Source organism: Rhodococcus sp. NPDC055112 (genome assembly GCF_053607505.1).
Genome location: NZ_JBSGTR010000003.1, coordinates 69,921 through 94,699, shown reverse-complemented (window position 1 = coordinate 94,699; position 24,779 = coordinate 69,921). Strand labels below are relative to the sequence as shown.

Annotated in this window: 23 protein-coding genes and 1 pseudogene; 9 read left to right on the top strand and 15 right to left on the bottom strand. The window is 67.4% G+C overall.

What is annotated here, in order from left to right:
• Window positions 1-171: 171 nt before the first annotated feature.
• Window positions 172-1,653, bottom strand: coding sequence for a DUF222 domain-containing protein (locus ACWFRB_RS03050; RefSeq protein ID WP_452638749.1), 1,482 nt, complete (start codon window positions 1,651-1,653; stop codon window positions 172-174).
• Window positions 1,654-1,765: 112 nt separating this feature from the next.
• Here ACWFRB_RS03050 and ACWFRB_RS03045 point away from each other — a divergent pair, with 112 nt between their 5' ends.
• Both ACWFRB_RS03045 and ACWFRB_RS03040 read left to right on the top strand, forming a co-directional pair.
• Window positions 1,766-2,386, top strand: coding sequence for a DUF4232 domain-containing protein (locus ACWFRB_RS03045; protein ID WP_452638748.1), 621 nt, complete (start codon window positions 1,766-1,768; stop codon window positions 2,384-2,386).
• 76 nt (window positions 2,387-2,462) lie between these two features.
• Window positions 2,463-3,842 carry an FAD-binding oxidoreductase gene (locus ACWFRB_RS03040; protein WP_452638746.1) on the top strand — a complete coding sequence of 460 codons (1,380 nt, stop codon included), beginning with the start codon at window positions 2,463-2,465 and terminating at the stop codon, window positions 3,840-3,842.
• Window positions 3,843-3,851: 9 nt separating this feature from the next.
• Here the strand turns inward: ACWFRB_RS03040 and ACWFRB_RS03035 are convergent, their stop codons facing one another.
• From ACWFRB_RS03035 to ACWFRB_RS03005, 7 genes are all read right to left on the bottom strand, one after another.
• Window positions 3,852-4,232, bottom strand: coding sequence for a hypothetical protein (locus ACWFRB_RS03035; protein ID WP_452638745.1), 381 nt, complete (start codon window positions 4,230-4,232; stop codon window positions 3,852-3,854).
• Between the two features lie 30 nt (window positions 4,233-4,262).
• Complete coding sequence (locus ACWFRB_RS03030) at window positions 4,263-4,799, bottom strand: DUF3558 domain-containing protein (protein WP_452638743.1); 537 nt, start codon at window positions 4,797-4,799, stop codon at window positions 4,263-4,265.
• Window positions 4,800-4,917: 118 nt separating this feature from the next.
• On the bottom strand, window positions 4,918-5,697 hold the full coding sequence (locus ACWFRB_RS03025; RefSeq protein WP_452638742.1) for a hypothetical protein: 780 nt from the start codon (window positions 5,695-5,697) through the stop codon (window positions 4,918-4,920).
• A 43-nt stretch (window positions 5,698-5,740) separates the two neighbouring features.
• A complete protein-coding gene (locus ACWFRB_RS03020; protein WP_452638740.1) occupies window positions 5,741-6,910 on the bottom strand; it encodes a hypothetical protein in 1,170 nt (389 codons plus the stop codon).
• Window positions 6,911-6,913: 3 nt separating this feature from the next.
• Window positions 6,914-7,195 carry a hypothetical protein gene (locus ACWFRB_RS03015; RefSeq protein WP_452638739.1) on the bottom strand — a complete coding sequence of 94 codons (282 nt, stop codon included), beginning with the start codon at window positions 7,193-7,195 and terminating at the stop codon, window positions 6,914-6,916.
• Window positions 7,196-7,298: 103 nt separating this feature from the next.
• Window positions 7,299-7,676 (bottom strand): hypothetical protein, encoded by a 378-nt coding sequence (locus ACWFRB_RS03010; RefSeq protein WP_452638737.1) that lies wholly within the window; start codon window positions 7,674-7,676, stop codon window positions 7,299-7,301.
• Window positions 7,677-7,702: 26 nt separating this feature from the next.
• On the bottom strand, window positions 7,703-8,185 hold the full coding sequence (locus ACWFRB_RS03005) for a DUF3558 domain-containing protein (RefSeq protein ID WP_452638736.1): 483 nt from the start codon (window positions 8,183-8,185) through the stop codon (window positions 7,703-7,705).
• 239 nt (window positions 8,186-8,424) lie between these two features.
• Between ACWFRB_RS03005 and ACWFRB_RS03000 the strand changes: the two genes are divergently transcribed.
• Together ACWFRB_RS03000 and ACWFRB_RS02995 are read left to right on the top strand one after the other, a co-directional pair.
• Entirely contained in the window at window positions 8,425-9,483 is a 1,059-nt protein-coding gene (locus ACWFRB_RS03000; RefSeq protein WP_452638734.1) for a TY-Chap domain-containing protein, read from the top strand.
• 43 nt (window positions 9,484-9,526) lie between these two features.
• Window positions 9,527-10,477 carry a GTP pyrophosphokinase gene (locus ACWFRB_RS02995; protein ID WP_452638732.1) on the top strand — a complete coding sequence of 317 codons (951 nt, stop codon included), beginning with the start codon at window positions 9,527-9,529 and terminating at the stop codon, window positions 10,475-10,477.
• A 54-nt stretch (window positions 10,478-10,531) separates the two neighbouring features.
• Here ACWFRB_RS02995 and ACWFRB_RS02990 read toward each other — a convergent pair whose 3' ends face one another.
• The 5 genes from ACWFRB_RS02990 to ACWFRB_RS02970 all read right to left on the bottom strand — a co-directional run bounded on the left by ACWFRB_RS02990 (window position 10,532) and on the right by ACWFRB_RS02970 (window position 16,444).
• Window positions 10,532-11,539, bottom strand: coding sequence for a pyridoxal phosphate-dependent aminotransferase (locus ACWFRB_RS02990; protein WP_452638828.1), 1,008 nt, complete (start codon window positions 11,537-11,539; stop codon window positions 10,532-10,534).
• Window positions 11,540-11,556: 17 nt separating this feature from the next.
• Window positions 11,557-12,612: a 3-oxoacyl-ACP synthase III family protein gene (locus tag ACWFRB_RS02985; protein ID WP_452638730.1), complete on the bottom strand. Its 1,056-nt coding sequence runs from the start codon at window positions 12,610-12,612 to the stop codon at window positions 11,557-11,559.
• A gap of 2 nt (window positions 12,613-12,614) precedes the next feature.
• Entirely contained in the window at window positions 12,615-13,289 is a 675-nt protein-coding gene (locus tag ACWFRB_RS02980) for an SRPBCC family protein (RefSeq protein WP_452638729.1), read from the bottom strand.
• A 14-nt stretch (window positions 13,290-13,303) separates the two neighbouring features.
• Window positions 13,304-14,974, bottom strand: a complete 1,671-nt coding sequence (locus ACWFRB_RS02975; RefSeq protein WP_452638727.1) for a thiamine pyrophosphate-binding protein — start codon at window positions 14,972-14,974, stop codon at window positions 13,304-13,306.
• A 327-nt stretch (window positions 14,975-15,301) separates the two neighbouring features.
• Window positions 15,302-16,444: a patatin-like phospholipase family protein gene (locus tag ACWFRB_RS02970; protein WP_452638725.1), complete on the bottom strand. Its 1,143-nt coding sequence runs from the start codon at window positions 16,442-16,444 to the stop codon at window positions 15,302-15,304.
• Between the two features lie 138 nt (window positions 16,445-16,582).
• Here ACWFRB_RS02970 and ACWFRB_RS02965 point away from each other — a divergent pair, with 138 nt between their 5' ends.
• Window positions 16,583-19,819, top strand: a complete 3,237-nt coding sequence (locus ACWFRB_RS02965; RefSeq protein ID WP_452638723.1) for a DEAD/DEAH box helicase — start codon at window positions 16,583-16,585, stop codon at window positions 19,817-19,819.
• On the opposite strand, the gene ACWFRB_RS02960 is transcribed toward ACWFRB_RS02965, so the two are convergent.
• A complete protein-coding gene (locus ACWFRB_RS02960) occupies window positions 19,816-20,433 on the bottom strand; it encodes a TetR/AcrR family transcriptional regulator (protein WP_452638722.1) in 618 nt (205 codons plus the stop codon). The two genes, ACWFRB_RS02965 and ACWFRB_RS02960, sit on opposite strands and share 4 nt — an antisense overlap.
• Before the next feature lie 63 nt (window positions 20,434-20,496).
• Between ACWFRB_RS02960 and ACWFRB_RS02955 the strand changes: the two genes are divergently transcribed.
• Together ACWFRB_RS02955 and ACWFRB_RS02950 are read left to right on the top strand one after the other, a co-directional pair.
• Window positions 20,497-21,432: a hypothetical protein gene (locus ACWFRB_RS02955; protein ID WP_452638720.1), complete on the top strand. Its 936-nt coding sequence runs from the start codon at window positions 20,497-20,499 to the stop codon at window positions 21,430-21,432.
• A gap of 65 nt (window positions 21,433-21,497) precedes the next feature.
• A complete protein-coding gene (locus tag ACWFRB_RS02950; protein ID WP_452638719.1) occupies window positions 21,498-21,779 on the top strand; it encodes a GNAT family N-acetyltransferase in 282 nt (93 codons plus the stop codon).
• Window positions 21,780-22,640: 861 nt separating this feature from the next.
• Here ACWFRB_RS02950 and ACWFRB_RS02945 read toward each other — a convergent pair.
• On the bottom strand, window positions 22,641-22,805 hold the full coding sequence (locus ACWFRB_RS02945) for a hypothetical protein (RefSeq protein ID WP_452638717.1): 165 nt from the start codon (window positions 22,803-22,805) through the stop codon (window positions 22,641-22,643).
• A gap of 1,241 nt (window positions 22,806-24,046) precedes the next feature.
• Here ACWFRB_RS02945 and ACWFRB_RS02940 point away from each other — a divergent pair.
• Both ACWFRB_RS02940 and ACWFRB_RS02935 read left to right on the top strand, forming a co-directional pair.
• Window positions 24,047-24,259, top strand: a pseudogene (locus ACWFRB_RS02940) (pentapeptide repeat-containing protein); the annotation flags it as partial.
• Between the two features lie 141 nt (window positions 24,260-24,400).
• A complete protein-coding gene (locus ACWFRB_RS02935) occupies window positions 24,401-24,730 on the top strand; it encodes a pentapeptide repeat-containing protein (RefSeq protein WP_452638826.1) in 330 nt (109 codons plus the stop codon).
• The last annotated feature ends 49 nt before the right edge of the window (window positions 24,731-24,779 follow it).

Genomic DNA, 24,779 nt, shown 5'->3' with positions numbered 1-24,779 from the left:
AACTTTTTCGGATCCCATTGCGGGGCTTCGGTCTCGGCGAGGGCGAAGGTCTGCATCCAGGCGGTCAACTCGACGGCGAGGCCGCCATCACTCCCCCCGAACGCGCGGCGGGCACCGCGCCGACGCCGCCCGCTTCTGGGTGGTGTCGGGCGGTGCCCTGTGGGTTTCGCTTCAGGCGGCGAAGGGGAGTTGGTTGCGCCGGTTGTGTGCCGGCAGTGGTTTTCGGTGGGGGTCGATCCATGGTGGTGGGGTGAACCAGGGGTGGCCGTCGTCTTTGCTGATGTGGACGGTCCAGTCGCCGCGGTGGATGGTGGTGTGGTGGAAGCGGCAGAGCAGCACCAGGTTTGACAGGTTGGTTGGCCCGCCGTTGGACCAGTGCTGGATGTGGTGGCCTTCGGTCCAGGCGGCGGGTCGTCCGCAGCCGGGGAAGGCGCAGCCGCAGTCACGCGAGTTCAGGGCGCGGCGGAGTTTGCGGGGGATGAGGCGGGTGGTGCGTCCGACGTCGAGGGGGTTGCCGTTGGAGTCCATGGTGATGGGGGTGATGTCGGCGTCGCAGGCGATTTGGGCGGCGAGGTCGAGGGTGATGGGTCCGAGCCAGGGCATCCAAGCGGGTCCTCGCCGTCGGCCCTGGGTGTGGTCCCGTTGGTGGTGGTTGTCGGTGGTGGAGGCGAGGTCGTCGGCGTCGACGAAGACGTTGATGTGGGGGCGTTCGCCGCCTTCGGTGGGTGCCTGTCCGGAGTTCAGGTATGAGCCGACGATGTGGGTGAGGGCGTCGGCGCGGCGTTGGGCGGGGGTGCGTTGGTCTTTGCCGGTTTGTCCGTCGCGGTTGTCGGTTCCGGGGCGGGGCTTGGACAGGGCCGACAGGGCGGTGAGGAGCGATTCGCCGGACGCGGCGTCGAAATGTCCCTTGACGTGGACGCGTCCGCCGAGTCCGGGGGACGCGTAGAACTCGTTGAGTTCGGCGTTCTCGGAATCAGACTTCTTCTTGTCCCCGTTGAGGATCACGTCGAGTGCCTTCGCGCGGCGGGCGAGGGTCGTGGAGTCTTCGGTGCGGGCTGCGTAGAGCAGGTAGCGGGCGCAGGCCTCGGACCGTGTGACGTCGGGCCCGAAGATCACCGACTCGATGTCCGGCTCGTCAGCGGCCTCGGCGCCATCTCCGTCGGCGCGGTGCGCATCGCCTTCGCCATCGTCACCGTTCGGGCCGGCATCCCCGTCACCTTCGGTTTTGGTGTCATCGGGTTCGCCGGAGCTCTCCCCAGCCTTCGCGGCAGCGTTCAGGCCTGCCGGGTCGTCTCCGTCCGGGACCTTCGCGAGGAGTTCGACGATCACGCGGACCTGGTCGTAGTCGATCCTGCCTGCATCAAAGGAGGCGGCAACCTCCGGATGCTCCGCCAGCCCCCGCCCGAGCCGGACGATCTTGTTCGCCTGGCCCGGTATCATGGTGGACGCGCCGGCGAGCCAGTTGCCGGGCGATGAGGCCCCGACCTGTTCAGCCACACAGCGCTGGTCGACCTGATGCATCAGGCGCACCCGCAGCGCCTCGAGCTGCCGCATCCGCAGCGAGAGCGCGGGAATCAGCCGCAGGAGTTCGGCATCGGCGAGCTGCCATGCGGCCACATCCAGTGGCCCGATGAGCATCTCGTTCAGATCCATATTCGAAGCCTACTAGAACACATGTTCGAAGCATGGGAATCGGAGCAATCCATCGAAGATCGATCAAGGCACTAGCATTTGTGATGTCCGATGCCGAAGCGGAGGGGATGTCATGATCCGTACCCGGATAGCCGCCGTACTGCTCGCCACCACTGCGTTGACGCTGGCCGCGTGTAGCAACTCCGACACCGAGGGCAATCCGACGGCCGCACCCCCGCCGTCCACCACCCCGATCACCACCGAGGCGCCTGCCGTGGAGACCACCGCCGCCGGTCCCCCGCCCCCGACGACCGCGCCGGACGATCCGAACACCTGCGCCGCCACCGAGCTGATGCTCACCGCGGGCCAGCCCGAGGGCGCCGCGGGCTCGACGATCATCCCGCTGGTGTTCACCAACACCGGTGGACGCACGTGTCTGCTGGACGGCTTCCCCGGCGTCTCCTATGTGGCGGAGGAGCACGGCCCCGAGGTGGGTGCGCCGGCGACACGATCCGGCGCGAGCCAGGGAAAGGTCGAGCTGGCATCGGACGGCAAGGCGACCGCGCAGGTGCGGGCGATCCAGGTCGCCAACTACCCGCCCGAACTGTGCGACCCGACCCCGGTCGCCGGGCTGCGGGTGTTCCCACCGAACGCCTACGCGTCGCTGTTCCTGCCGTTGCCGGGGACCGGGTGCGCGAAGACCGGGCCGGAGGTCAATCAGCTCGAGGTGACCGCGGTGGTCGCGGGCGGGTAGGCGCCCGCACGCCTGAATGCGGCCGTTGCCCGCTGAGTCGGAAACCTCCGACGACGTCGGCCGGTTTCGGAGCATGATGGGTGTCATGTCGACCGCCGACCTCTCCGAACTCGTCGCCGCGCTGCCCGACGGAGCGGTGCTCACCGACCCGGACCTGACCGAGGGCTACCGCCAGGACTGGGCGGCGGACCCGAACGCCGGGCGCCCGCTGGCGGTGGTCCGCGCGACCTGCACCGAGGACGTGCAGGCGGTGATGCGGTGGGCGTCGGCGCACAGGGTGCCCGTGGTGCCGCGGGGCGCCGGATCCGGGCTGTCCGGCGGCTCGACCGCGGTCAACGGTGGACTCGTGCTCACCACCGAGCGGATGCGGCAGATCAGCGTCGACCCGGTCACCCGGATCGCCGTCGCGCAGCCGGGCCTGTTCAACGCGGAGGTGAAGAAGGCCGCCGCCGAGCACGGGCTCTGGTATCCCCCGGACCCGTCCTCGTTCGAGATCTGTTCCATCGGCGGCAACGCCGCGACCAACGCGGGCGGCCTGTGCTGCGTGAAGTACGGCGTCACCACCGATTACGTCCTCGGCATGCAGGTGGTGTTGGCCGACGGCACCGCCGTGCGGCTCGGCGGCCCGCGCCTCAAGGACGTCGCCGGGCTCTCGCTCACGAAGCTGTTCGTCGGCAGCGAGGGCACCCTCGGGATCATCACCGAGCTGACCCTGCGGCTGATCCCCGCGCAGCCGCCCGCGTCGACCGTGGTCGCATCCTTCGGGTCGGTGCAGGACGCGGCCGACGCGGTCCTCGCGATCACCAGGAACCTGCGGCCGGCGATGCTCGAGTTCATGGACCACGCCAGCATCAACGCGGTCGAGGACTCCGTGCACATGGGCCTCGACCGGAATGCGCGGGCGCTGCTGCTCGCGCAGTCCGACGCGCCGGGCGCGGTGGCCGCCGAGGAGATCGCGGCGATGGTCGCGGCCTGCGAAAAGCACGGCGCCACCGAGGTGTTCGCCACCGACGACCCCGCCGAGGGCGAGGCGTTCACGGTGGCCAGGCGGTCGGTGTTCCCTGCCGTGCAGGCGCTGGGGAGCCTGCTGCTCGAGGACGTCGGCGTGCCGATGGACGCGCTGCCACGCCTGATCACCGGCGTCGAGCAGATCGCCGAGGACTGCGACGTGCTGATCTGCGTGGTCGCGCACGCGGGCGACGGGAACACGCATCCGCTGATCGTGTTCGACCCCACAGACCCCGACGAGACCGACCGGGCGCAGCGCGCCTTCGGTCTGGTGATGGACCTGGCGATCGCGTTGGGCGGCACCATCACCGGTGAGCACGGCGTGGGTCGGCTCAAGCGGGACTGGCTGCCGAGTCAGCTGGGCGAGGACGTGATGGAGCTGAACCGGCGGATCAAGACCGCGCTGGATCCGGACGGGATCCTGAACCCGGGCGCGATGCTCAAGTAGGTCGTCCGGTCAGAGCGGGGCGCCGGCGTTGTCGATGCCTGCGCGGTTGCGTTCCTCCGAGGCCGCGTACATGGCCTCGATCTTCTCGAATAGCTGCTGCATCTCCTGGACCACCGCGATGTGATCGGAGAGCGCCTGGTCGAGGGAGTAGTCGCCGCCGACGGCCTTCTTCTCGAATTTGGTAGCAAGGTCGACGCCGGATTTGAGGCGGTCGCCGAAGCCATCTATCGTCGAGAGCGACTGCGCGCCCTTCTGCAATTCCTTCAACTGCGAGACGAAGTCGGCGCACCGCTGGCCGCAGCGCTGTGCGACCTTTGGCTCGAGGTACAAAGTGCCACTATCTACCGCGGCGCCCAGCCCACGAAAATCTGAAATTCCCTGATCTGACATGGCGATTCCTCAGTTTCTTCGAATCAGCTACTACGACGGGATTTGCGGTGCGAGATCGTGGGCCACGCTTACCGCCACCGCACACGGCTCTTCAACCACGGGATCGACGCCGAGATAGCTGATCCGAATAAGTGCAGCGCCCCCTCGAGACTCGAGAGCGACATCGCATCGTCGACCTTCGGTGTCAGACACTTCCCGATAGGAAACCCCCGGACGACCACCTATGTCCACGTCCTCGAACTTCGTGTTCTTCCTGTTCGACCGAACCTCGTCGATCGTGCGCGTAGTTGCAAACAGGGTGAGGTCATAGGCCGGTCCAGCCCAACTGCACACATTCCAACCCGGCTGCTTGACGCCGATAATGTCGCGGGACTCGGTGGTCGGGTCCATCTCAACAGCACGCAACGCATCGTCAGAAATGTCATCGCACGGACTGAACACCGGCTCCCCGGCCCCAGTCCCCACCGCCTCGGCCTCCCCCGCCACGGTCTCCGAACCACACCCACCCAGCACCAACGCACCAGATACCAGTCCGACCCCGACCAGACCCCGCAACTGCACCCTCACCCGACACTCCCCACTCCCGGCCGATCGATACCGGTCCACCCTAGATAGACGCACCAACCGGCTCCCCGGTTCCGCGGGTCAGCGCACCGAGAACGCTCCCCGAGGCCCACCTCGCCGTCTAGGCCGCTTCCGGATAGTCACGGGTCCGCGCGCGCCCGACGGCCGCCTCCGTGCCCAGCTCCGCCCTCGTGTCTGCATTGTTCGCATAGTGCGTGACGAGATGGAACATCAGCACCTCGTCGATCGCGAACTTGCGGCAGTCCACCTCGATCATGGGAACCGGTGGCAGCCGGTCAATTCTCCAAATCGGGGTCCGGTAGCGGCGTTCCCACGCTGCGTTCGCATACCCGATGACCAGAACCATCCGATACCCGTTGTAAGCGGCTTTCGCTCCGGCCACCGCCTCCCACGGCAGATAGGACTCGAAGCTCCAGCCGCGATGGCGAATCCCGTCACTCGTCAACTGGATGTAACCGGGGCGCAAAAGCCGGGCTGCAACCACAACCAGAAAGGTCGCGAGGAAGATCCCGAACAACCCGAACACCACCGCGGCTCCGGGAACGAACGAGCTCGGCACATTGAGGTAAATCTCGATGGCGCCACCGAGGCTCAGGGTGGTCAAGCATGTCATCAACGCGACGAGCCGAACCCACAGCCGCCGGGACTGCCGCAGCTCGGTCGCTGGAATGCCCCCGACCGCGACGGTTCGAATATCACCATCGCGATGGTTCGAATCCCGCACCGCTACTCCAGTTGCCACGATAAGGAAGAACAAACATGCGATTCCGAAGGAGTACCGCAGAGCTGCGGGGAACCCTCCGGCCCAACCAACCAGGCCGACGAGAACGGCGATCAAACCGAATCCGGTCATCATCGCCATCGCAAGCTTCTCGGTCATCGTGTAGCGGGCTGCGGGCCATTCGGATGGGACCTCCAGGCCTCTAGAAAGCTGCATTCCACGCCCCCTTCGCCAGCCCACCGACAGCGGCTCCGGCGTCGGCGACCGCGTCGACCCCCGACTCCACGGCGTCATCAAGATCGTCAACGCCGTTCTGATACAACGAATCCACTGCTCCAGATGTGAACAATCCGGCGACCACCCCGACGCCGGCGCCGACTGCCGTACCAACTCCGGGAACGACGGACCCCACCACTGCGCCCGCCCCTGCACCCGCAAGGAGAGAAGCCCCGAACCCCGCTGCACCAGAGACGACCGCCTGGCCCGCTGGCTTGCCGTTGTAAATGTCGTATGCGACACCTGCTGCGGCGAGCACTCCACCTGCCTTGAGCCCAAGCTTGCTCGCGCTGGCTTCGGAGCGTGCTGCCGCAGCGGCCGCATCATCGGCTGTGTGGCTCATCAGCCGTGAGGTATCGAAATCTCGATAGATCTGTGAGGCGGGGGTTCCGGCGGGTGCGGTCCGTGCGAGCTCGAGGTACTTGGACGCCTCACCAGCAAAGAACTGCGAGTTCTTCAATAGCGCTGAGGCATGCCGTGCCGCAAGAACCCCGGCGGCACCATTGACGAGATCCCCCACAACGAAGAACCATTTGCTGGTCAGGTCGGCCCAGACGTTCTTGACCGTTTTCACCGCGAACGCCCATAGCTCACGCGCAGCGTCGACACCATGCTGGGCCGAGTCGTACGCCCGCATCAGGGCCTCGCGTCGCTCGACCGCTCCGACCGCAGCGGTGTAAGCGCTCAAGGCTTCCACTGTTGCGTCGGCTCCGCTCGGCGGCGGCCCCGGATGGACGGGCACCGGGCCAGGTTCCTGGATCTGCTCGCCCACGACTGCCAGTCCGGCAGTTGCAGCGGCGGTACGAACCGCACGCATGTCGTCCTGTGCACGTTGAAGCTGAGCTGCTGCCTCGTCAAAGGCCAGGGCTTGGTCAGCGACTGCGGCCGCCAGTTCGTCGGCCTTGCCGGCGGAAATAGTTGCCCTGGTACTGAACCCGTCGCCGGCAGTACCGTCCCATCCGGCGTCGGCGGTGTTTCGCGCGCGGTACAACTGATCGGCAGCAGAGACGACCATCGGCCCCAGACTGGTCCGCAACCAGGCTGCCGCCGCACGGATGCTCTCGGGATTCCCGTCAACGCGGGTGTCAATCGGCATCGGCTACTCCGCCCATTCCGTGTTGAACCCGTCGGCGGTCGCCACGTCTTGTTCTCGATAGCGGGCGTTCGCCTCGGCCACGGCTTCACTCGCCGCGGCCAGAGCCACGACAAGTTGTCCGGCACTCTCACTCATCCGGGCCAAAATCCCCGTCAGAGCTGCCGTCGCGTCCCCAGCGTCAACGACAGTCGGTGCCGAGGCGCCGACCGAGTCGAGATCTGCAGCTGACCGGGCGAGCGAGTCCACGATTCCGTCGAGTGCCTCGGAATCGACGAACAGCGTCATGCGCAGTCACCTGCCGGTGCCGCATTCAATACAACTACCGAGCCCACCATTGTCCCCTCCACATGCCGAACACCGCGGTCCCCCAGGCCCCAAATCAGGCTGTTCAGAGTGCCGCCCCGGAAACTGAGATTCCCCGTGCACCAGCATCATCCGACGCGGCATACATGGCCTCGATCTTCTCGAAGGTCTGCTGCATCTCTTGGACCACGGCTATGTGGTCTGCGATGGCCTGGTCGAGCGAGTAGTCGCCGCCAGTTGCCTTCCTCTCGAATTTGGTGGCGAGGGTGATGCCAGACTGGAGGCGGTCGCCGAAACCTTCGATCTTCCCGAGCGTGCGGCCTTCAGACTGGATTTCCATCAACCGCTCGGCGAACTCAGCGCACCGCTGCGCACACCGATTGGCGACACCACGTTCGAGGTACAGGTCACCTGATTCGACTGCTGACCCGATCGAAGCCCAGGTCGAAGCTGCCTCAGACATAAATCTCCATCCATAAACCTGCAGGGCTATGCGGGGAAATGCGCTTCCAATTGACGAGTTGCGCTTGATGCGACGAAGCAGGGCTCCTCGGTGAGCGGCTCAGTTCCGAGATAGGCGACCGAAACCAAGATCGATCCGCCGCTCGACTCGACGGCAACATCACAACTCCGTCGTTCGTCGTCCGACGCTTCCCGATATGTGAAGCCACTCCGCCCACCCAAATCGACGGGCACGAACTCTTCGTTCTTCTTGTTGGCGCGAACGTCATCAAGGGTGTAGTTCGTCGCGAACACACTCAGGAATTTGTTCCCCTCGTGCCACTTGCAGATGTTCCATCCAGGTTGCTTCACACCCATCACATCGGGTGATTCCGTGGCCGGATCGACCCCCACCGCACGCAGTGCCTCATCCGGGATGTCGTCACACGGACTGAACACCGGCTCACCAGCTCCAGTCCCAACCGCCTCGGCCTCCCCCGCGACACTCTCCGAACCACACCCCACCAGCATCAACGCACCACAAGCCGCGCCCAACGCAACGAGACCCCGTGTTCGTACCCGCACCCGACACTCCCCACTCCCGGCCGATAGATACCGGTCCACCCTAGATAGACGCAGCAACCCGGTCATCGGTTCCACCGAGCGGCCGGATCGAGATGTCCCCGCCGCGCTCGCCTCCCGGACAACGTCGGACCGTCGCGATAGGTTTGCTGGTGTCAGGGGTTCCACGACACGCGACAGGGGGAACGATGACCGAGAGTTTCGACGACAGGATCGAGCAGGCCTGGGCCGACTTCCAGTTGGTCCTCGCCGACCATGTCGCAGCCATGGTCGACGACGACCTCCTCGCGTTGGAGCTGGGCGAGGAGTCCTCGGTGGAGGGCTTCGTACCGTGCGTGCAGTTCCTGGCGTGGGGCGGCGACCAGGTGCGATGCGAGGTCCCGTCCAACGCGTATCTCGATCCCCGGCACCGGCTGTCCCCCGCGGACGAGGCGCGGCTGGTGGAGCTGGGCTGGCATCGCCCGACTCGCGCACCCGAGGACGAGCCGGACGCGGGATCGCCCGCGTTCTTCGTCGACAAGGCCGCGAACTGGGCCGATCAGCTCGCCGCGATGGCGATCACCGTGTTCCGGGAGACGTGGAGCGTGCCGCACCCGAGCTTCCTGCGGACCGAGGCGGTCGGGACGCTGGAGGCGCTCGAGTTCGAGCCGGACCTGCCCGACGAGGAGTCGTTCGCGCTTGACCTCGGCGCCGCGGTGGTGCCGCGCGACGACGAGCACCTCTATGAACTGGTCGGGCTGACGCTGACCCACCTCTTCGACGAGCCGCCCGGCGACGACGGTCACAGCGACTTCATGCTCGCCCTTGGCCGTGTGGTCGGATTCGTCGGGCCGCACCTCGACGGCGGCGAGGTGCAGGTCCGGGTGCCGCTGGTCCGCGAGGTCAGCGACCGGACCCGGGCCAGCGAACTGATCGCCGACCTGAACCGCCGGTGGCCGCACCTGAAGTTCACCCTGGCGACGGACCGCGTGGAGGCGTGGGCGGCCGTGCTCGCGAATCCGTATGTCCCGCAGCATCTCATCGACATGCTCGAGCAGCTGTTCTCGTTCACGCAGACCGTGGACGACGAGTTCGCGGCGCGGTTCGGCGGGCGGCTGGAGGGCTTCCCGGAGCCCGACCCCGTGCCGATGGAGGTCGACCACGGGGAGTTCACCACCCCTCCCCCGGCGCCGACCCCGAAGCCGCTTCGTCAGATGGAACTGTTCACCGACCCCGGCGAGCAGACCCTGTTCGACGAGCCGAGCTGACGGGCGTCACGCCCACCCGTACACCCTGAACCCGGATCGGATCATGCGCACCAAGAAGAAGTCGGACAACGTCGCGACGCTCGTCAACCAGCTCTACAACGAGCGCGAACGCGCCTGGGCCGCGGCGCTGGTCACCGCCCAGACGTTCCTCGACACCCTCGCCGACGACGTGCTCGAGGACCTCGACCGCGACCGGCTCAACGCCAAGACGGCCCGGATCAAGGATCGCGAGCGCACCGCGGACAAGGTCCGGCGCCGGGTCGCCGAGGGCCAGATGGCCCGGCCCACCACCACCGAGGACATCGCGGACGCCATCCACGACCTGGTGGGGATCAAGGTGCTGTGCAAGACGCCGCGGGACCTCTCCGCGTTCACCGAGAAGCTATACGAGGCCTGCACGTCGCCCGCCTGCTCGGTGCGCCTGGCGGTGCCGCCGCGGGACTACGTGGCCAATCCCAAGGACAGCGGCTACCGGGCCTATCACGCGGTCCTGATGATCAAGGTCGCCACCCACGAGGGCGACCTTGGGGTCAAGGTCGAGGTGCAGGTGAAGACACTGCTGCAGGACGCGTGGGGCGAGCTCACCCACGAGGACATGTACAAGCCGGGTAAGGCACTCAAGCCCAACGAGTTTCACCGCGACGTGGCGCGGCAGATGGCCCAGCTGCTGGACAACGTGGACAACATGGCCGACCTGCTCGCGGCCGAGCTGGACCGGCAGACGGCGCAGCTCGACGATGCGGACGGGACGGCGCCGGAGGGTTCGGAGGAGCCGACGGTCTTCGCGCGGGTCACCAGGACCGGCCCGCGCTACGCCCTCGCGGTCACCCTCGACGGCAGGCAGGGCCTGATCCCGGCGCGCTCGGTCCGCAGGCTCGTGGGGTCGAGTGCCCGGATCAACGTCAGCGACTACCTCGACGTCGGCGACATGGTCGACGTCCGGGTCGAGGAGACCGACACCGCGCTGTACTACCACCCGGTCGCGCTGAGCTGACTCAGCGAGGGTCCAGGCGCTCAACGCGCGGAAGCATGATCGACACGATCGGGCTCACATCGTCCGCAGTGCCCGCAGCACCGCGCGGCCGGCGGCGGGGTCGCCGACCGTGATGCGGGCGCTGCCGTCGGGGTAGGACTTGGCCACTATGCCCGCGCGCTGCAGCGCGTCCGCGGTACGCGGACCGCTCAGGTAGAGGAAGTTGGCGTGACTGGACGGCACCCGAAGTCCATGCTGCTGCAGCCGGTTTCGCAACCGTTCGCGTTCGGCGATGATCCGGGCGACTCGGGCCTGCAATTCGTCCTCGGCCGCATAGGATGCGGTCACCGCCGCCACCGCCGCGCAGCTCATTCCGAACGGCAATTGCCGGCGTCGCACGCGCGCCACCAGGTCGTCGGCTCCGAATGCGTAGCCGATGCGCAACCCGGCCAGCCCGAACGCCTTCGAAAATGTCCGCAGCACCAACACATTGGGGTAACGGCGGATGACCTCGTGCACGTCGACCGCTTCGGCGACAACGAACTCGACGTAGGCCTCGTCGAGGATCACCACCACCCGCTGGGGAATCGAGGACAGGAACATCTCCAGGTCGGCCGCGGAGACCAGGGTGCCGGTGGGGTTGTGCGGTCGGCACAGCACCACCAGCCCGGTGCGACCGTCGACCGCCTCGCTCATCGCATGAAGGTCTTGGCGACCACAGCGGTCGAGCGGCACCGTCACTGTCCGCATGCCGATCATGTCGGCCATGATCGGGTAGCCATCGAACGTGGGTGTCGCGAACACCATGGATTCACCGTCGCGGATCGTGGTCTGCATGATCTGCATCGCCACTCCGGTGGCGCCCGATCCGACGACGACCTGGGTCGGCTGCACGCCGATCCGCTGCGCGATGATCTGCGGCAGTCGTTGCGGTAGAAACTCCGGGTACCGATTCGCCTGGGCCATCTGTTCGTGGAGCGCTGCCAGCACCGATGGCAACGGCGGGAACGGGTTTTCGCTCAGCCCGAGCTCGAAATAGCGCGCAGGGCAGGTCCGGCCACCCGCCACCGACGGCGTCGGCATCTTCGCGAGGTCGCCGGTCATGGCGTCGGTCCCGCTCCCCAGCGGACGGCCGCGGCACCGGCGAAGTCGCCTGCGTGGGCAAATGCGGCCATCAACACCAGTGCCCCGTTGCCGATGCGCCCGTCGCGGTTGGCGGTGTCCAGGGTCACCGGAATGCCGGCGCCGAACAGGTTTCCGCATTCGTCGAAGGTGTCCGGATGCCGCTCGGGGGTCAGCTGCATGGCCTCGCGCCAGTTCCGCAGGAACAGCCGGTTGGGTTGGTTGGTGACGAGGGTGTCGACCTCGGTGGACTGCACCCCGATCCGGTCGCAGACCGCCAGCGCGACCTCCGGCACCAGTCGGTTGCCGCGGGCGAACACCTTGGTGATCTTGGACTCGGTGAACCCCACGCAGACCTGCCCGCGCCCCGGCTCCCAGTATTTGCGATCGAAGACCGGAACTGCCTCGAAGGTCATATCGCCACCGAACTCCGGATGGGTCCGGCATTCGATGCCCAGGATCGGCGCGTCGTTGGATTTGGTCAGCAGGCCGACCCCGCAACCGTCGCCGGGGACCGGGGCGTGCGCCAGCCCGCGGATCGCGGTCTGAGTGAAGACCTGTCCCGCACAGTTCTGGGTCGCGGCGATCAACGCCGTGGTGGCATCGGTGCTGTGCAGGATGGTCCGGGCCAGCGCCATCATCTGCACGAAAGACGCGCAGCCGCTGTTGTGCACGTCGATCACCCAGTCCGGTCGCAGCCCCAACCGGCGGGCCACCTCCGGGCCGCTTCCCAGGACGGGATTGTCGGGCAGCTGGGTGTGGGTGAGCAGCACATCCACTCTGGAGATCGCGTCCGCGCCGTGCCTGTCGATCAGGGGCGCCACCGCGCGCTCCACCATGTCGACCGCCGTCTCGTCACGGGCCACGTGGTGCCGGTACCTCGGCGAGCGGAACATGACATTCTTCGCCATCCGGTCCGAGCGGGCGAACTGGGTGAAATACTCTGTGGGAACACGATTTTCCGGCAGGTAGCTGGCGACGTCGATCAGGCTGACCGCAGGCAGGGGCGCTGTCACAGGTGCGTGCACTGTCATGCTCACTTCATCCACTCCGGCTTGATCGGTAGTCCGTGGGCGGCGCGGTACTCGCAGATGGCCTTGAGGTTGTCCATCTCCAACTGATGCCCGGCGGAGAACATGTCCCAGAAGTCGCCGACCCACACCGGGCGGTCCGCCGGCGCCGTCTCCGGGTAGGGGTTCTCGTCGTAGAACGGGTGGCGACAGTTGGTCCACAGCACCACCGATCCGGGCGCGTTCAGCACCACCTCCGCGTCGACCACCCGCATCAGATAGATCATCCAAAGGTGTTGGCCCTGGTCCCACGCGCAGTGGTAGTCCACCGTCATCGCGTCGGAATCGGCGACGGTGCGCACGAAGCATTTCGTCTGGTCGCCGAGTCTGTCCTGGGAGACCCACAGCCCGGGCTCGTCGGTCCCGGTGAACCCGCGGAGGCTGTAGGTCCACTCCTCCAGGCACCGGGTGTCCGCAAGGTACTCGTACACCTGCCGTGGCGGCGCCGCGATGTAGGCGTTGACCGGGCAGAATCGGCCGAACACCTGCTCGTGCGGGTACACCGACCGCAGCATGTCCATGATGACGGGTGTGGTGGCATCCCTGTCGGAATTCTCGATCCGCAGGACACCCGGGATCTCGTCCTCGGTGATGTCGCTGAGAGCGGGAAGGCCTGTCGGGGCGGGAATTTTGATGGTCACGAGTTCTCCTTTGATCAGGGGCTGGTCAGGAACGGCAGGAAGGGTGGTATCTCGTCGGGATCGCAATCCACCGAAACGAACGACGGACCCTCGGTGTGGGCGCTGCGGGCCAGCGAGTCGGTCAAGTCGCCGACGCTTCGCGCGGCGAATGCCGACAGTGTCGGGAACATCGCCGCGATACCCTCGCCGAGCAGGGTCCGCCGGAATCGGTTGAAGCTGTATCGATCGCGGTAGAACAGTTGCTCGCGGGTCACGCACATGGCGTGCGCATTGTTGTTGAAAATGATGAACGTCACCGGCAGGTTGTGCTCGATCGCGGTGTGGATCTCCAGGCCGTGCATGAAGAACGCGCCGTCGCCGGCGATCACGAATGTCCTTCTGTTCCGGGTGAACGCCGAGCCGATCCCGGCGCCGAAGCTATAGCCCATGCCGCCCATCCCGAGGGCGACCACGAATCGCCCGCCGCGGGGCACCGAAAGATGATGCACGACGGACGCGCCCGTGTTCCCGGCGTCGGCGAATACGTCCGACCCGGACGGCAGCATCGCGGCGATCGCATCCACTGCGTCTCGGTAGCGAAGTCCCGGCCCCGAGGAGTCGGGCACCTCCAGCGTCGTCAGGGCCTGCGGGGCTGCAGGTTTCGGTTCGCGGTCGGGGTGGAACACCGCCGCGAGGTCGGCCAGCGTCGAACCGAGGTCCATGCTGACCGCGTGTGTCGTGGGCAGATACGGTGGTTCGGCGCCGATGCTGGCCACAGGCACCGCGGCCAGCGCCCCTTCGAGGCCGGCCCGCGCGGTCATCGGCATCCGGGTCCCCACCAGCAGACACAATGCCGATTGCCGTACCGCGTCGACGAGTTCGGCGTGGCCCATCGTGCCCGCGACACCGCAGAATCCGTGTTCGTCGGGGGTGTAGCAATCCTTCGCATCCGGTGCCACCCCGACCGCCGCGTCCAATGCGACGGCCAGTGCGCGCAGCTTCGCGCGGGCGTCGTTGCGCGCTACCTGACCGCCGACGACAAGCACGATCTTTCCGGTCCTCCTGGCCGCGGCGATCATCTCGGTGACGCGGGCCAGCCCGATGCGATCGTGAACTACCCGGCGGGCGGGTGGGGTGAACCGGGGCACGGTCACGGTGGCTTGCTGAACATCTTTGGGCAACAACAGCACCACCGGACCCCCGCGCCTGGCGGCGGATACCGCTCGCTGCAGGTGCTCGACGATGTCCTCGGGCCGCTCGACCCGCGCGCAGTAGCGGGAGATTTCGGAGAACAACCGCACCGCGTCGATCGATCCGGCCCTGCCGCTGGAATCCTGGAATGCGCCATTGCCCTCCGACGCCGTCGGTGGCTGACCGACGACGGCCAACACCGGCACCCGTGAGGTGAAGGATTCGGCCAGGCCGGCAACCAGGTTCATCGCACCGCCGCCAGAGGTTGCGGCGACGACACCGAGCCCGCTCGTCGAGCGTGCGTACCCGTCGGCCATCGTGACCGCGGAGAACTCGTGTTTCGCCACGACTCCGGTCACGTCCACGCCGGCATCGAAGATGGCGTCGTAGAGGTCCTCGATATTGGCGCCGTCCACCCCGAAGATGTGCCGAACTCCCAGCGCGGTCACGGAGTCGACAAGATAGTCGACGACCCGCCGCTGTGCGTTTCCGTGTGCTCGACCGCTCATGCCCATGCGGTGGTCCTCCCGCAACTCTCGGGCCCGTCCCTGGGCGATAGCCACACCGTGTTGCCGGGGTTATCCTCGAAAGCGCTGGGCCTACCCAGAATCTTTGCCATTGCTAAGTTCCTTTGCTCCAGGGTCGTCCCAAACCATCAGCTCGACTACCCACCCCAAGGTGCAAATCTCTACCCCTCGATGCAAACATCAGGGGTTGACACAGGACGAACCGTGCAGCAGCGATCGCAGGGCGTCTAGGTGAGGGTCGACGTACCGATGACCCGCTGGGCACTGCGAGAAGACGCTTCGATAGCGCGAGGTCGCGGTCGTGCGCGACGTGTCCTACCCGGATTCGACCAGCTCGACGCCACGCCCGAGCTCCGCCGCCTCCCGCGCGAAGGCGGGGTCGAAGAAGAGGAAGCTGAGCAGGTCGCCCCGGTCTGCCGCCTCGCCCCCGATCAGCCGGGCCAGCGCCCACAGCGACGGGTTCTGCGTCCCTCGCAGGCAGGCGAATTGTTCGCGGAAGACCCTGTCCGCGAGCGCGGCGATCTCACCCGCCCGGTCCAGGGACGGACCGGCGAACGTGAAACTGATCGGGCGAGCGATTCCCGGGTAGACACGCGCATATTCGTTGCGGCGTTCGATCGCGCGCAGATCCTCGATCATGCGGTCGGCCAGCATGGCGCGCATGGCGAGCGCCGCGGCCCCGAACACGTCCGGTTGCCCGGTGTGGGTGGGCTGCTCGGACGGCAACCCGGTCCGCCAGGTCCTGGGGTGCGTCGCGACGACACCCAACCGGTCTGCACCGAGAGCGATCGCGGGCTTGAGGGGCGTGTTCAGCAGCAACCCGCCGTCGACGTACCAACCGGACCAGCCGTGCGAATCTCGGACGTGTACCGGACGGAAGAGCGCCGGAACGGCGGCGGAGGCGAGCACGTGGTCGACGGTGAGCATCGTGTCCACGTACGTGATGTTGCGGCTCGCGTCGTAGAGCGGGAGGTCCACGGACGAGTTCCTCTCCACAAACACGACCGTCCCCCGCGTCGCCACGGACGTGGCGGTCACCGCGACGGCGTCGATCGTTCCTGCGGCGATGTTCTCGTGCAGCCTGTCCCACGGCAGCATGCGCTTCAGCGTGTCCCGCAGTGGCTCGGTGTCCAGCAGGCTCGGCAGTCGTACCGGGATTCCGGCGATCTGCGCCAGGTAGCGCAGCCCGCTCCCGACGATGCTGTTCACCGGCCCGAAGACATCGTCCAGCCTCAAGAAACCCCATCGCCGGACGAGTTCGTCCGCCGCCCTCACCAGTCCGAGGTCGCAGAAGCCACCGAGCCCGATCACATTGAGGGCGCCTGCGCTGGTGCCTATCAGGATCGAGGGCGGGGTGTTGTCCGCGGCCATCCGTTTCGCCAGCGTCGCCATCGCGCCCGCTTCGAACGCACCCCGTGCGCCCGCTCCCGCTATGACCAGCCCGATGCGTTCAGCCACGATCCGCCCCCATCGACGCACGCGTTTCGCCTCGCTGACTGACGGTACTCCCGCCGGCGCGACGACACGAGGACGGCGAACAGGAATTCGGGCGGGCACGCGACCTGCGCTGTCTCCCCCACCGACTACCGTCTAGCCATGCTCACGCCCGCCGACCGCGACCACGCCATCACCACCCTGGTGCGGGCGGTCGGGCAGACCACCTACGACCGCGGGGTCCGCTACGCCCGCGGCGGCTCGGTGCTGGAGCTGGACTGGATCGCCGCCGAGCGGCGGGCGGTTGGCCTGGTCGACGGGACCGAGCTGTACCGGACGTCGGCCGTGTTCAGCCTGCGCGCCGAGCGGCTCGAGTTCGCCCGCGGCGAGTGCAGCTGCCCGGTCCGGATGAACTGCAAGCACTCGGTCGCGCTGACGGTCGCCCTCCTCGACCAGCCGGAGACGCAGGCCGTCGCGGCGCCGCCGTCCTGGGAGGACGTGCTGGGCGCCGCCCTCGGCGGCGACGACCGACTCATCGAGGGAACCGTTCCCCTGGCGGTGCAGCTGACGCTGACCCCGGGCCCCCGCTCACAGTTCTGGCGGCTGAACGCGAGGCTGGCCCGGCCCGGCAGGTCCGGCTGGGTCAACGCGAACATGAACTGGGCGAACCTGCCGACCATGCACGAGGTGGACGCCCGGCACCGGGACCTGCTGACCGAGCTGCACACGGTGCACCAGCTGGGCGGGCGCAGGCGGAGCGGATACGGGTCCGCCGAGAAGGACCTCGACCTGACCACGATCACCAGTCCGCGGCTGTGGGCGCTGCTCTACGAGGCCGCCGGGGCGGGCATCGAGCTGCTCTACGGCAGCAAGGAGCTGGGCGCCCTCCCCCATCCGGGCACCGCCGAGCTGTGCGTGGACATCGACGAGACCGGCGGCGACCTCGTCGTCACCCCGACCGTCCGCACCGACGATTCCGACCTCCCCGTGCAGGTGCTCGGGTTCCTCGGCGAGGACGCGCACGGCGTGATCTACCTGCGCCCCGACGACCCGCGCGCGCCCTCGCCCGCGCAGTGGCCCTTCCGGATCGCCCGGCTGTCCGGCACGGCGACGCGCGCGATGCAGGAGCTGGCGATCGCAGGCGCCTCGATCACCGTGCCCGCGTCCGACGCGGACCGGTTCGCGACCTCCTACTACCCGCGACTGAGCCGGGCCGCGAGCGTCCGCTCAAGCAACGGCTCGTTCACCGCCCCGACGATCGAGGGCCCGACGCTGCTGCTGGACGTCGCGTACCAGGCGGGGCACCGGGCCAGGCTGCACTGGCGGTTCCGCTACGCCGTCGGCGCCACCGACCACGAGGTGGAGCTGGCGGCGCCGGGCGCCGACGAGTCGTTCCGCGCCGCGGCCGGGGAACGGGCCCTGCTCGCCGGGCTGGACCTGCCGCTCGAGCGGCACCGGCTGCTCGGCCCCGGCGGCGGGCTGCTGCCGCGGGTGAGCCTCGACGGACTCGACACCGCGCGGCTGACCACCGAGCTGCTGCCGCTGCTGCGCGGGCGCGACGACGTCGAGGTCCGCATCGAGGGCACCGCCGCCGACTACCGCGACGCCGGCGACACCCTGAGCATCGGCGTCGGCACCGACGCCACCGACAGCGGCGACTGGTTCGACCTGTCCATCACGGTCCGCGTCGAGGACGCCCCGGTGCCGTTCCGGGACCTGTTCGCCGCGCTGACCGCGGGCCAGTCGCACCTGCTGCTGCCCGACGGCGCGTACCTCTCGCTGGACAAGCCGGAGCTGCAGCGGCTGAAGGACCTGATCGCCGAGGCCCGCGACCTGCAAGAGCAGGACCCGAACGGGTTGCGGCTGAGCCGGTTCCAGGTGTCGCTGTGGGAGGAGTTCGCGGCGCTCGGCGTGGTCGAGCGGCAGGCCGCCCGCTGGCGCGAGCAGGTGCAGGGGCTGCTGGACGTGGCGGCGTCGTCCACCCTCGACGCACCCGCGTCGCTGCGGGCGACGCTGCGGCCGTACCAGCTCGACGGGTTCCGCTGGCTGAACTTCCTGTGGAGCAACGGCCTCGGCGGCATCCTCGCCGACGACATGGGCCTCGGCAAGACGGTGCAGTCGCTGGCGCTGATCTGCCAGGCGCGGGAGGCGAACCCGTCCGATCCGCCGGTGCTGATCGTGGCGCCGACGTCGGTGGTCTCGAACTGGGCGTCGGAGGCGGCCCGCTTCGCCCCGCACCTGCGGGTGGTCGCGATGTCCGAGACTGCGACGAAACGCGGTGCACCGCTGGTGGAGTCGATCGAGGGCGCCGACGTGGTGGTCACCTCGTACACCCTGGCCCGGCTGGACGACGACGAGTACGCGTCGCACCGCTGGTCGATGCTGCTGCTCGACGAGGCGCAGTTCGTCAAAAACCACCGGTCCAAGGCGTACCTGACCATGCGCCGGATCGAGGCGCCGACGAAGATCGCGATCACCGGCACCCCGATGGAGAACAACCTGATGGAGCTGTGGTCGCTGCTGTCGATCACCGCGCCCGGGCTGTTCCCGAATCCCACGAGGTTCGCCGAGTACTACCGCACCCCGATCGAGAACGGCGGCGACGCCGAGCTTCTCGGCCGGCTGCGGCGGCGGATCAAGCCACTGATCCTGCGCCGCACCAAGGAACAGGTCGCCTCCGACCTGCCCGCCAAGCAGGAGCAGGTGCTCGAGGTGGAGCTGTCGCCGCGGCACCGCAAGCTCTACGACACCCACCTGCAGCGCGAGCGGCAGAAGATCCTCGGGCTGGTCGAGGACGTGGACGCCAACCGGTTCACCATCCTGCAGTCGCTGACGCTGCTGCGCCGGCTGAGCCTGGACGCGTCGCTGATCGACGAGCAGCACGCGTCAATCGCGTCGGCGAAGATCGACGCGCTGCTCGAGCAGCTGGAGGACGTGATCGAGGGCGGCCACCGCGCGCTGGTGTTCAGCCAGTTCACCGGCTTCCTGGACCGGGTGCGCACGCGCCTGGACGCCGAGGGCGTCGGCTACACCTACCTCGACGGCCGCACCCGCGATCGCGCGAAGGTGTTGGGCGAGTTCAAGAACGGCGACGCGCCGGTGTTCCTGATCAGCCTCAAGGCGGGTGGCTTCGGGCTGAACCTGACCGAGGCCGACTACTGCTTCCTGCTCGACCCGTGGTGGAACCCGGCCTCCGAGGCGCAGGCCGTGGACCGCACCCACCGGATCGGGCAGACCAGGAACGTGATGGTGTACCGGCTGATCGCCAAGGACACCATCGAGGAGAAGGTGATGGCGCTGCAGGCCCGCAAGTCGGAGCTGTTCGCCAGCGTGGTGGACGAGGGCGGGGCGTTCAACGCGACGCTGTCCGCGGAGGACATCCGGGAGCTGTTCGGCTAACTCCGGTTCCCGAGGCCCGCGGCCGCCGCCAGCGCCTCGACCACCCAGTCGTCGTAGTCCGTTGCGCTCCAGCCCCGTTCGTCGATGAGCAGGGCGTGCGTCTCGGGGCTCTGCAGTGCGAGCCCGACGTCGACGCAGCGATCCACGTCGAGGCCGTCGACCTTACCGGCGAGCGCGGTCGCCAGGTGCCGCAGCACCGTCTCGTGATGCTCGCAGGTGGTCTGCCACAGCTGCGCGACCTCCGGGTCCGCGCCCGCCGCCGCGCGCACCGCGAGGAGCACCGGGGCCACCCGATCCAGGATCAGCCGCGCGCCGTGGACCTGGATCCGCAGCTGCGCCATCGGGTCCGGCTCGGCGACCGCCTCGGCCACCCACGGCCGGTCCAGCGTCGCGATCGGTTCGTCGTCGCCCGCGATCGAGACGTCGAGCAGCGCGGCCAGCACGCTGCGCTTGTTCCCGAACACGAAGTAGACGGTCTGCACCGCGACGCCGGCCTCGGTCGCGATCGCCTTGATGGTGGTCGCGGCGTAGCCGGCGGTGGTGAACAGGGTGCGGGCGGCGGCGAGGATCTTGCCCCGCGCCGGTGTCTTGTCGTCGTTGATGGGTGTTGCCACGAACTGAAGTGTAGATCTAGAGTGACACACTAGAGCATCACTTTAGCGATTTGGGGAGACGACATGACCTCGGTACTGGTACTCGGCGGATACGGCGCGGTCGGCGCGCACGTGGTCGCACGGCTGCGCGCGGACGGGATCGACGCGCTGGCCGCGGGCCGCGATCCCGTGAGGGCCGACCGGGTGGTCGACCTCGAGGACCCCCGCTCCCTGGGGTCGGGGCTGGACGGGGTATCCGCGGTGGTGAACTGCTCCGGGTCCGAGGAGCCCGCGGTCGCGGCGGCGGTCGCCGGGCGCGGGATCCCGTTCGTCGACATCACCGGGACCTCCGGGTACGCGCGAGAGTTGGAGCGGGTGCAGGGTCCGGTGCTGCTCGGGGTGGGGATCGCGCCCGGCCTGAGCAGCCTGCTCGCCGCCGAGGCGGCGCGGGCGGGCGGACCGGTGGACGTGCTGATCGGGCTCGGCGCCGGCGAGGCGCACGGCCCGGCGGCGACCGCGTGGACGTACGGACTGCTGGGCAAGCGCTTCGACGACCCGGACGGCTCGCGGGTGCGCAACTACACCCGGCCGACGCGTTTCGACCTCCCGGCCGGGGCCGGCTACCCGCGGTTCCCCGCGCTGCGCACCGACTTCGCCGACCAACACCGGCTGACCCAGGACCTCGGCCTGCCGGTGCGCAGCTACCTCCGACTGGACTCGCGGCTCGCGACCGTCGGCCTGGCGTCGTTGACCTGGATGCCCCGTATCGCGTCACTGATCCCGGCAGGCGGCATGCCCGGCGGCGACGGCTGGGTGATCGCCGCCCGCGGCGGCGACGGCCGGTCGTGGTGGGCCACCGGGCGCGGGCAGTCGCGGGCGACGGCGGCGGTCGCGGCGCAGGCGGTTCTGCGGGTGCTGCGAGATCCGATCTCGGCGCCGACGTGGCTGCACGAGACGGCCTCGTTGGACGAGCTCCGGCCGACGCTGGAGGCGGCCGGAATAGCGCTCGGCACCGGATAGTTGACCCTGCTAGTACCCCGCATGGGTAACGTGCGAGGCATCCTCCGACGAAAGGACCCGCCACCGTGGCGCACCGCATCGAGCACAAGCCGGCCGAGAACCGCTTCGAGATCCACGTCGACGACGCCCTCGCCGGGTACGCCGACTACACCGTGATCGACGGCGTCCGGGACTTCGACCACACGGTCACCGATCCCGCGTTCCGCGGGCAGGGGCTGGCCGGCAAGCTGGTCGCGGCCGCGCTGGACGCGACGCGGGCGGACGGGATCTCGATCGCGACGTCGTGCTCGTACGTGGAGAGGTTTGTCGAGCAGAATCCGGAGTACAAGGACCTGCTGGCGGCGTAGCCCTGCGGTCTAGAGGTACGGGTAGTCGCGGGAACGGGCGCGGGAGATTGCCGCGTCCGTGCCGAGCTCGGCACGGGTGTCCGGGTTGTTGGCGTGTAGCTGACCAGGTGATGCAGAAGCACCGGGTCGACGGCGAACTGGAAGGTGTCCACCTCGATCATCGGCACAGGCGGCAGGCGATCGATCGGAAGAAACGCGTCGTGTAGCGCGGCTCCCAATTGCGTTGGCGTATGCGATCACCAGCGTCTCCGGGAACTGGTAATGCACTGTCTTCGCACCGGCAACCGCCGCCCAAGGGAGGTAAGACTCGAAGCTCCACCCCTCGCTGACAGATCCCCTCCGAGGAGAGCATCAGCGACCCGCGTCGCACCCGCCCCGTCAGGACGGCGACCGGGTAGCCGGCGCACCCCACTCCGAAGATGCCGAAGATCAAACTGGCACCGGGAAAATCCTTGTCCTCGGGTGTTGAGGAAGATCGCGATGGCTCCCCCGCCTGTGAGTGCAGTCAAGGCCGCCGTCATCGCGGTCATCAGGTGAAACACCTGTAGCGAGTAGCGGATCTCGGTCACAGCGACCCCGTCGACCGCGGCGGTTCGAATGTCTCCCCCGGCAAGGCCGCATCCGTCGGGACACCACACCGAACACCATCGCCAGCACCCTCAGGAAGCAGAACAGGAAGACGAACGTGGCGGCCGTGAACCATCCCTCTACTACGCATCCGACGCCGATGAGTGAGGCGACGAATGCAACCAAACCGCCAATCACGAGCGAAACGATGACTCGCGCGCCGAGCCGGGCATCACGCCATTCGCTGGGACGCTCCAGAGCCATCTCAGGACACCTCGTTCCACGCATCCTTTGCTAGCCCGCCTTGGCCGCGCCGGTGTCGCCAACAGCATCCACGCCATCGCCGATCGCGTCCCCTAAGTCGTCGACACCGTTTTCGTACAGAGTCGACGATCCCGAGGTGAACAATCCGACTGCCGCGCCGCCCAATGCTCCTGCCGCCGTATCCAGGACCGGCACTGGAATGATGGTGCCGGCGACCGCCCCGCGGCCACTGCCGCCCCGAAACCTGCCGCACCCGAGACGATGGCCTGTTCAGCCGGCTTACCGTGCGCGATGTCGTAGGCCAGCCCCGCACCTTCGGCGACTTGCCCGAGATCTGTCAAAGTAGCGAGGCGTTTCCCGTCAATCTTCGCTGCATCTCGACAGCCAATGTCGAGATGCGACGAAGATTGACGAGCGGGTCGGCTAGTTTAACTATCGCTCGGCAGAGCAACCGGCGTCACGGGACGACTTCGGCTCCGGGACAGGTGTCGTTCATCGAGCCGAGGATGTGGAACCCCAGCCCATACTTCGATTGGGACACCCCCGCGCCGTGGGCTCCACGAACTGTGCAGCCGCCCAATGTGCAACCAGCCGATTGGCCGCCCACTCCTGTGCCATAAAGGGACAGTTCCGAAACTTGCACACGGCTGCATGATCATGCAGAACGCTAATGACGGACATGCCTACGGCAGCTAGCGGTGAACTGCAGCGGTGTTTAACTGTTGTTACCCGGTGGTGTGAATCCATCCGTCCACACGGCTCTCGTCGGAGCGAACCCGGTGAAATCCGTTCCGGTCAAGTACGCGCCGGGTTCATTCGAGACCGTCGCATGGCCTGGCGGTGCGAGAATCCCAGCATGTACTGGACTGCGGGATGGGGCGTCTTGACTGCTGCTGTCGTCAGCATAGTGGGAGTGGGCGGAACGATCACGGGCGTCCTGCTGACGCTCAGCCACTCTCGGAAAGAGCTGGACTCAACCCAAACCCGCTTCAACACCGAGCGAGCAGAGACTAAAGAGCAACTGGCTGACCGCCGTTCTGACGAGGTCAACCGGGATCTACGGGCCCGCTACACCACAGCGTCTGCCCAGCTCGGAGATGATGCACCCGCCGTCAGGCTCGCGGGCGTCTACGGGATGGCCGCTCTGGCCGACGATTGGCATCGCATTAAAGATGACTCTCAACGCCAAGTCTGCATCGATGTTCTCTGCGCCTATCTGCGAATGTACGACCCCACATCCGGGCGCGCAAAAGAAGGGGAGCGCGAGGTACGCCAAACCATCGTTAGTGTAATCAGAAGCCACCTCCAACCGGAGGTCGAATACTCTTGGTCTGATTGCGATTTCGACTTCACCGAGGCTGTACTAGAAGCAGTGAACCTCGACGGGGCTACGTTCGCGAGTAAAGCCATTTTCACCGGGGCAACGTTTCACCTGGGACACCCGATTCCACAAGGCGACATTCGCCGGGGGCACCATGTTCAAAGGTGCAATGTTCGCCGGGGACACCATATTCAAGGGTGCAATGTTCGCCGGGAACACCATATTCAAGGGTGCAACGTTTAGCGGCGAGAAGACCTCGTTCGGCGGCGCGACCTTCAAGGGCGAGAAGACCTCGTTCGGCGGCACGACCTTCAGCGGCGAGAACACCTCGTTCGACGCCACGTTCAGCGGCGAGAGCACCTGGTTCGGCGGCGCGACCTTCATCGGCAAGAACACCTCGTTCGCGGGCGCCACCTTCAGCGGCAAGAACACCTCGTTCGCCGGCGCGAAGTTCAGCTGCGAGAACACCGTGTTCAGATACGCCACCTTCGGCGGCGAGAACACCTCGTTCGACAATGCCACCTTCAGCGGGACGTACACCAATTTCAGCCGCACCACCTTCAGCGGCGAGAACACCTCGTTCGACAATGCCACCTTCAGCGGCGAGAACACCTCGTTCGGCGGCGCAACCTTCAGCGGTGAGAACACCTCGTTCGAGGACGCTACGTTCAACGGCACACTGGTGGACTTCGAGAATTGCCGATGGGATTCAGCACCGAAGTTTGACTGGGATGACACCACACTACCGCCCAATATCCGCCCACAGGACTGGCCACCCACTCCGCAGCAACCGTCGTAAGGTGCCGGACGGCGCCAGTTGTTGTAGAAGCAAGGTCTCGATATGTCGT

Coding starts and splice junctions, on each gene's coding strand:
- ACWFRB_RS03050 (WP_452638749.1), bottom strand. CDS start 1,653: ATGGATCTGAACGAGATGCTCATCGGGCCACTGGATGTGGCCGCATGG.
- ACWFRB_RS03045 (WP_452638748.1), top strand. CDS start 1,766: ATGATCCGTACCCGGATAGCCGCCGTACTGCTCGCCACCACTGCGTTG.
- ACWFRB_RS03040 (WP_452638746.1), top strand. CDS start 2,463: ATGGGTGTCATGTCGACCGCCGACCTCTCCGAACTCGTCGCCGCGCTG.
- ACWFRB_RS03035 (WP_452638745.1), bottom strand. CDS start 4,232: ATGTCAGATCAGGGAATTTCAGATTTTCGTGGGCTGGGCGCCGCGGTA.
- ACWFRB_RS03025 (WP_452638742.1), bottom strand. CDS start 5,697: ATGACCGAGAAGCTTGCGATGGCGATGATGACCGGATTCGGTTTGATC.
- ACWFRB_RS03020 (WP_452638740.1), bottom strand. CDS start 6,910: ATGCCGATTGACACCCGCGTTGACGGGAATCCCGAGAGCATCCGTGCG.
- ACWFRB_RS03015 (WP_452638739.1), bottom strand. CDS start 7,195: ATGACGCTGTTCGTCGATTCCGAGGCACTCGACGGAATCGTGGACTCG.
- ACWFRB_RS03010 (WP_452638737.1), bottom strand. CDS start 7,676: ATGTCTGAGGCAGCTTCGACCTGGGCTTCGATCGGGTCAGCAGTCGAA.
- ACWFRB_RS03005 (WP_452638736.1), bottom strand. CDS start 8,185: ATGCTGGTGGGGTGTGGTTCGGAGAGTGTCGCGGGGGAGGCCGAGGCG.
- ACWFRB_RS03000 (WP_452638734.1), top strand. CDS start 8,425: ATGACCGAGAGTTTCGACGACAGGATCGAGCAGGCCTGGGCCGACTTC.
- ACWFRB_RS02995 (WP_452638732.1), top strand. CDS start 9,527: ATGCGCACCAAGAAGAAGTCGGACAACGTCGCGACGCTCGTCAACCAG.
- ACWFRB_RS02990 (WP_452638828.1), bottom strand. CDS start 11,539: ATGCCGACGCCGTCGGTGGCGGGTGGCCGGACCTGCCCTGCGCGCTAT.
- ACWFRB_RS02985 (WP_452638730.1), bottom strand. CDS start 12,612: ATGACAGTGCACGCACCTGTGACAGCGCCCCTGCCTGCGGTCAGCCTG.
- ACWFRB_RS02975 (WP_452638727.1), bottom strand. CDS start 14,974: ATGGGCATGAGCGGTCGAGCACACGGAAACGCACAGCGGCGGGTCGTC.
- ACWFRB_RS02965 (WP_452638723.1), top strand. CDS start 16,583: ATGCTCACGCCCGCCGACCGCGACCACGCCATCACCACCCTGGTGCGG.
- ACWFRB_RS02955 (WP_452638720.1), top strand. CDS start 20,497: ATGACCTCGGTACTGGTACTCGGCGGATACGGCGCGGTCGGCGCGCAC.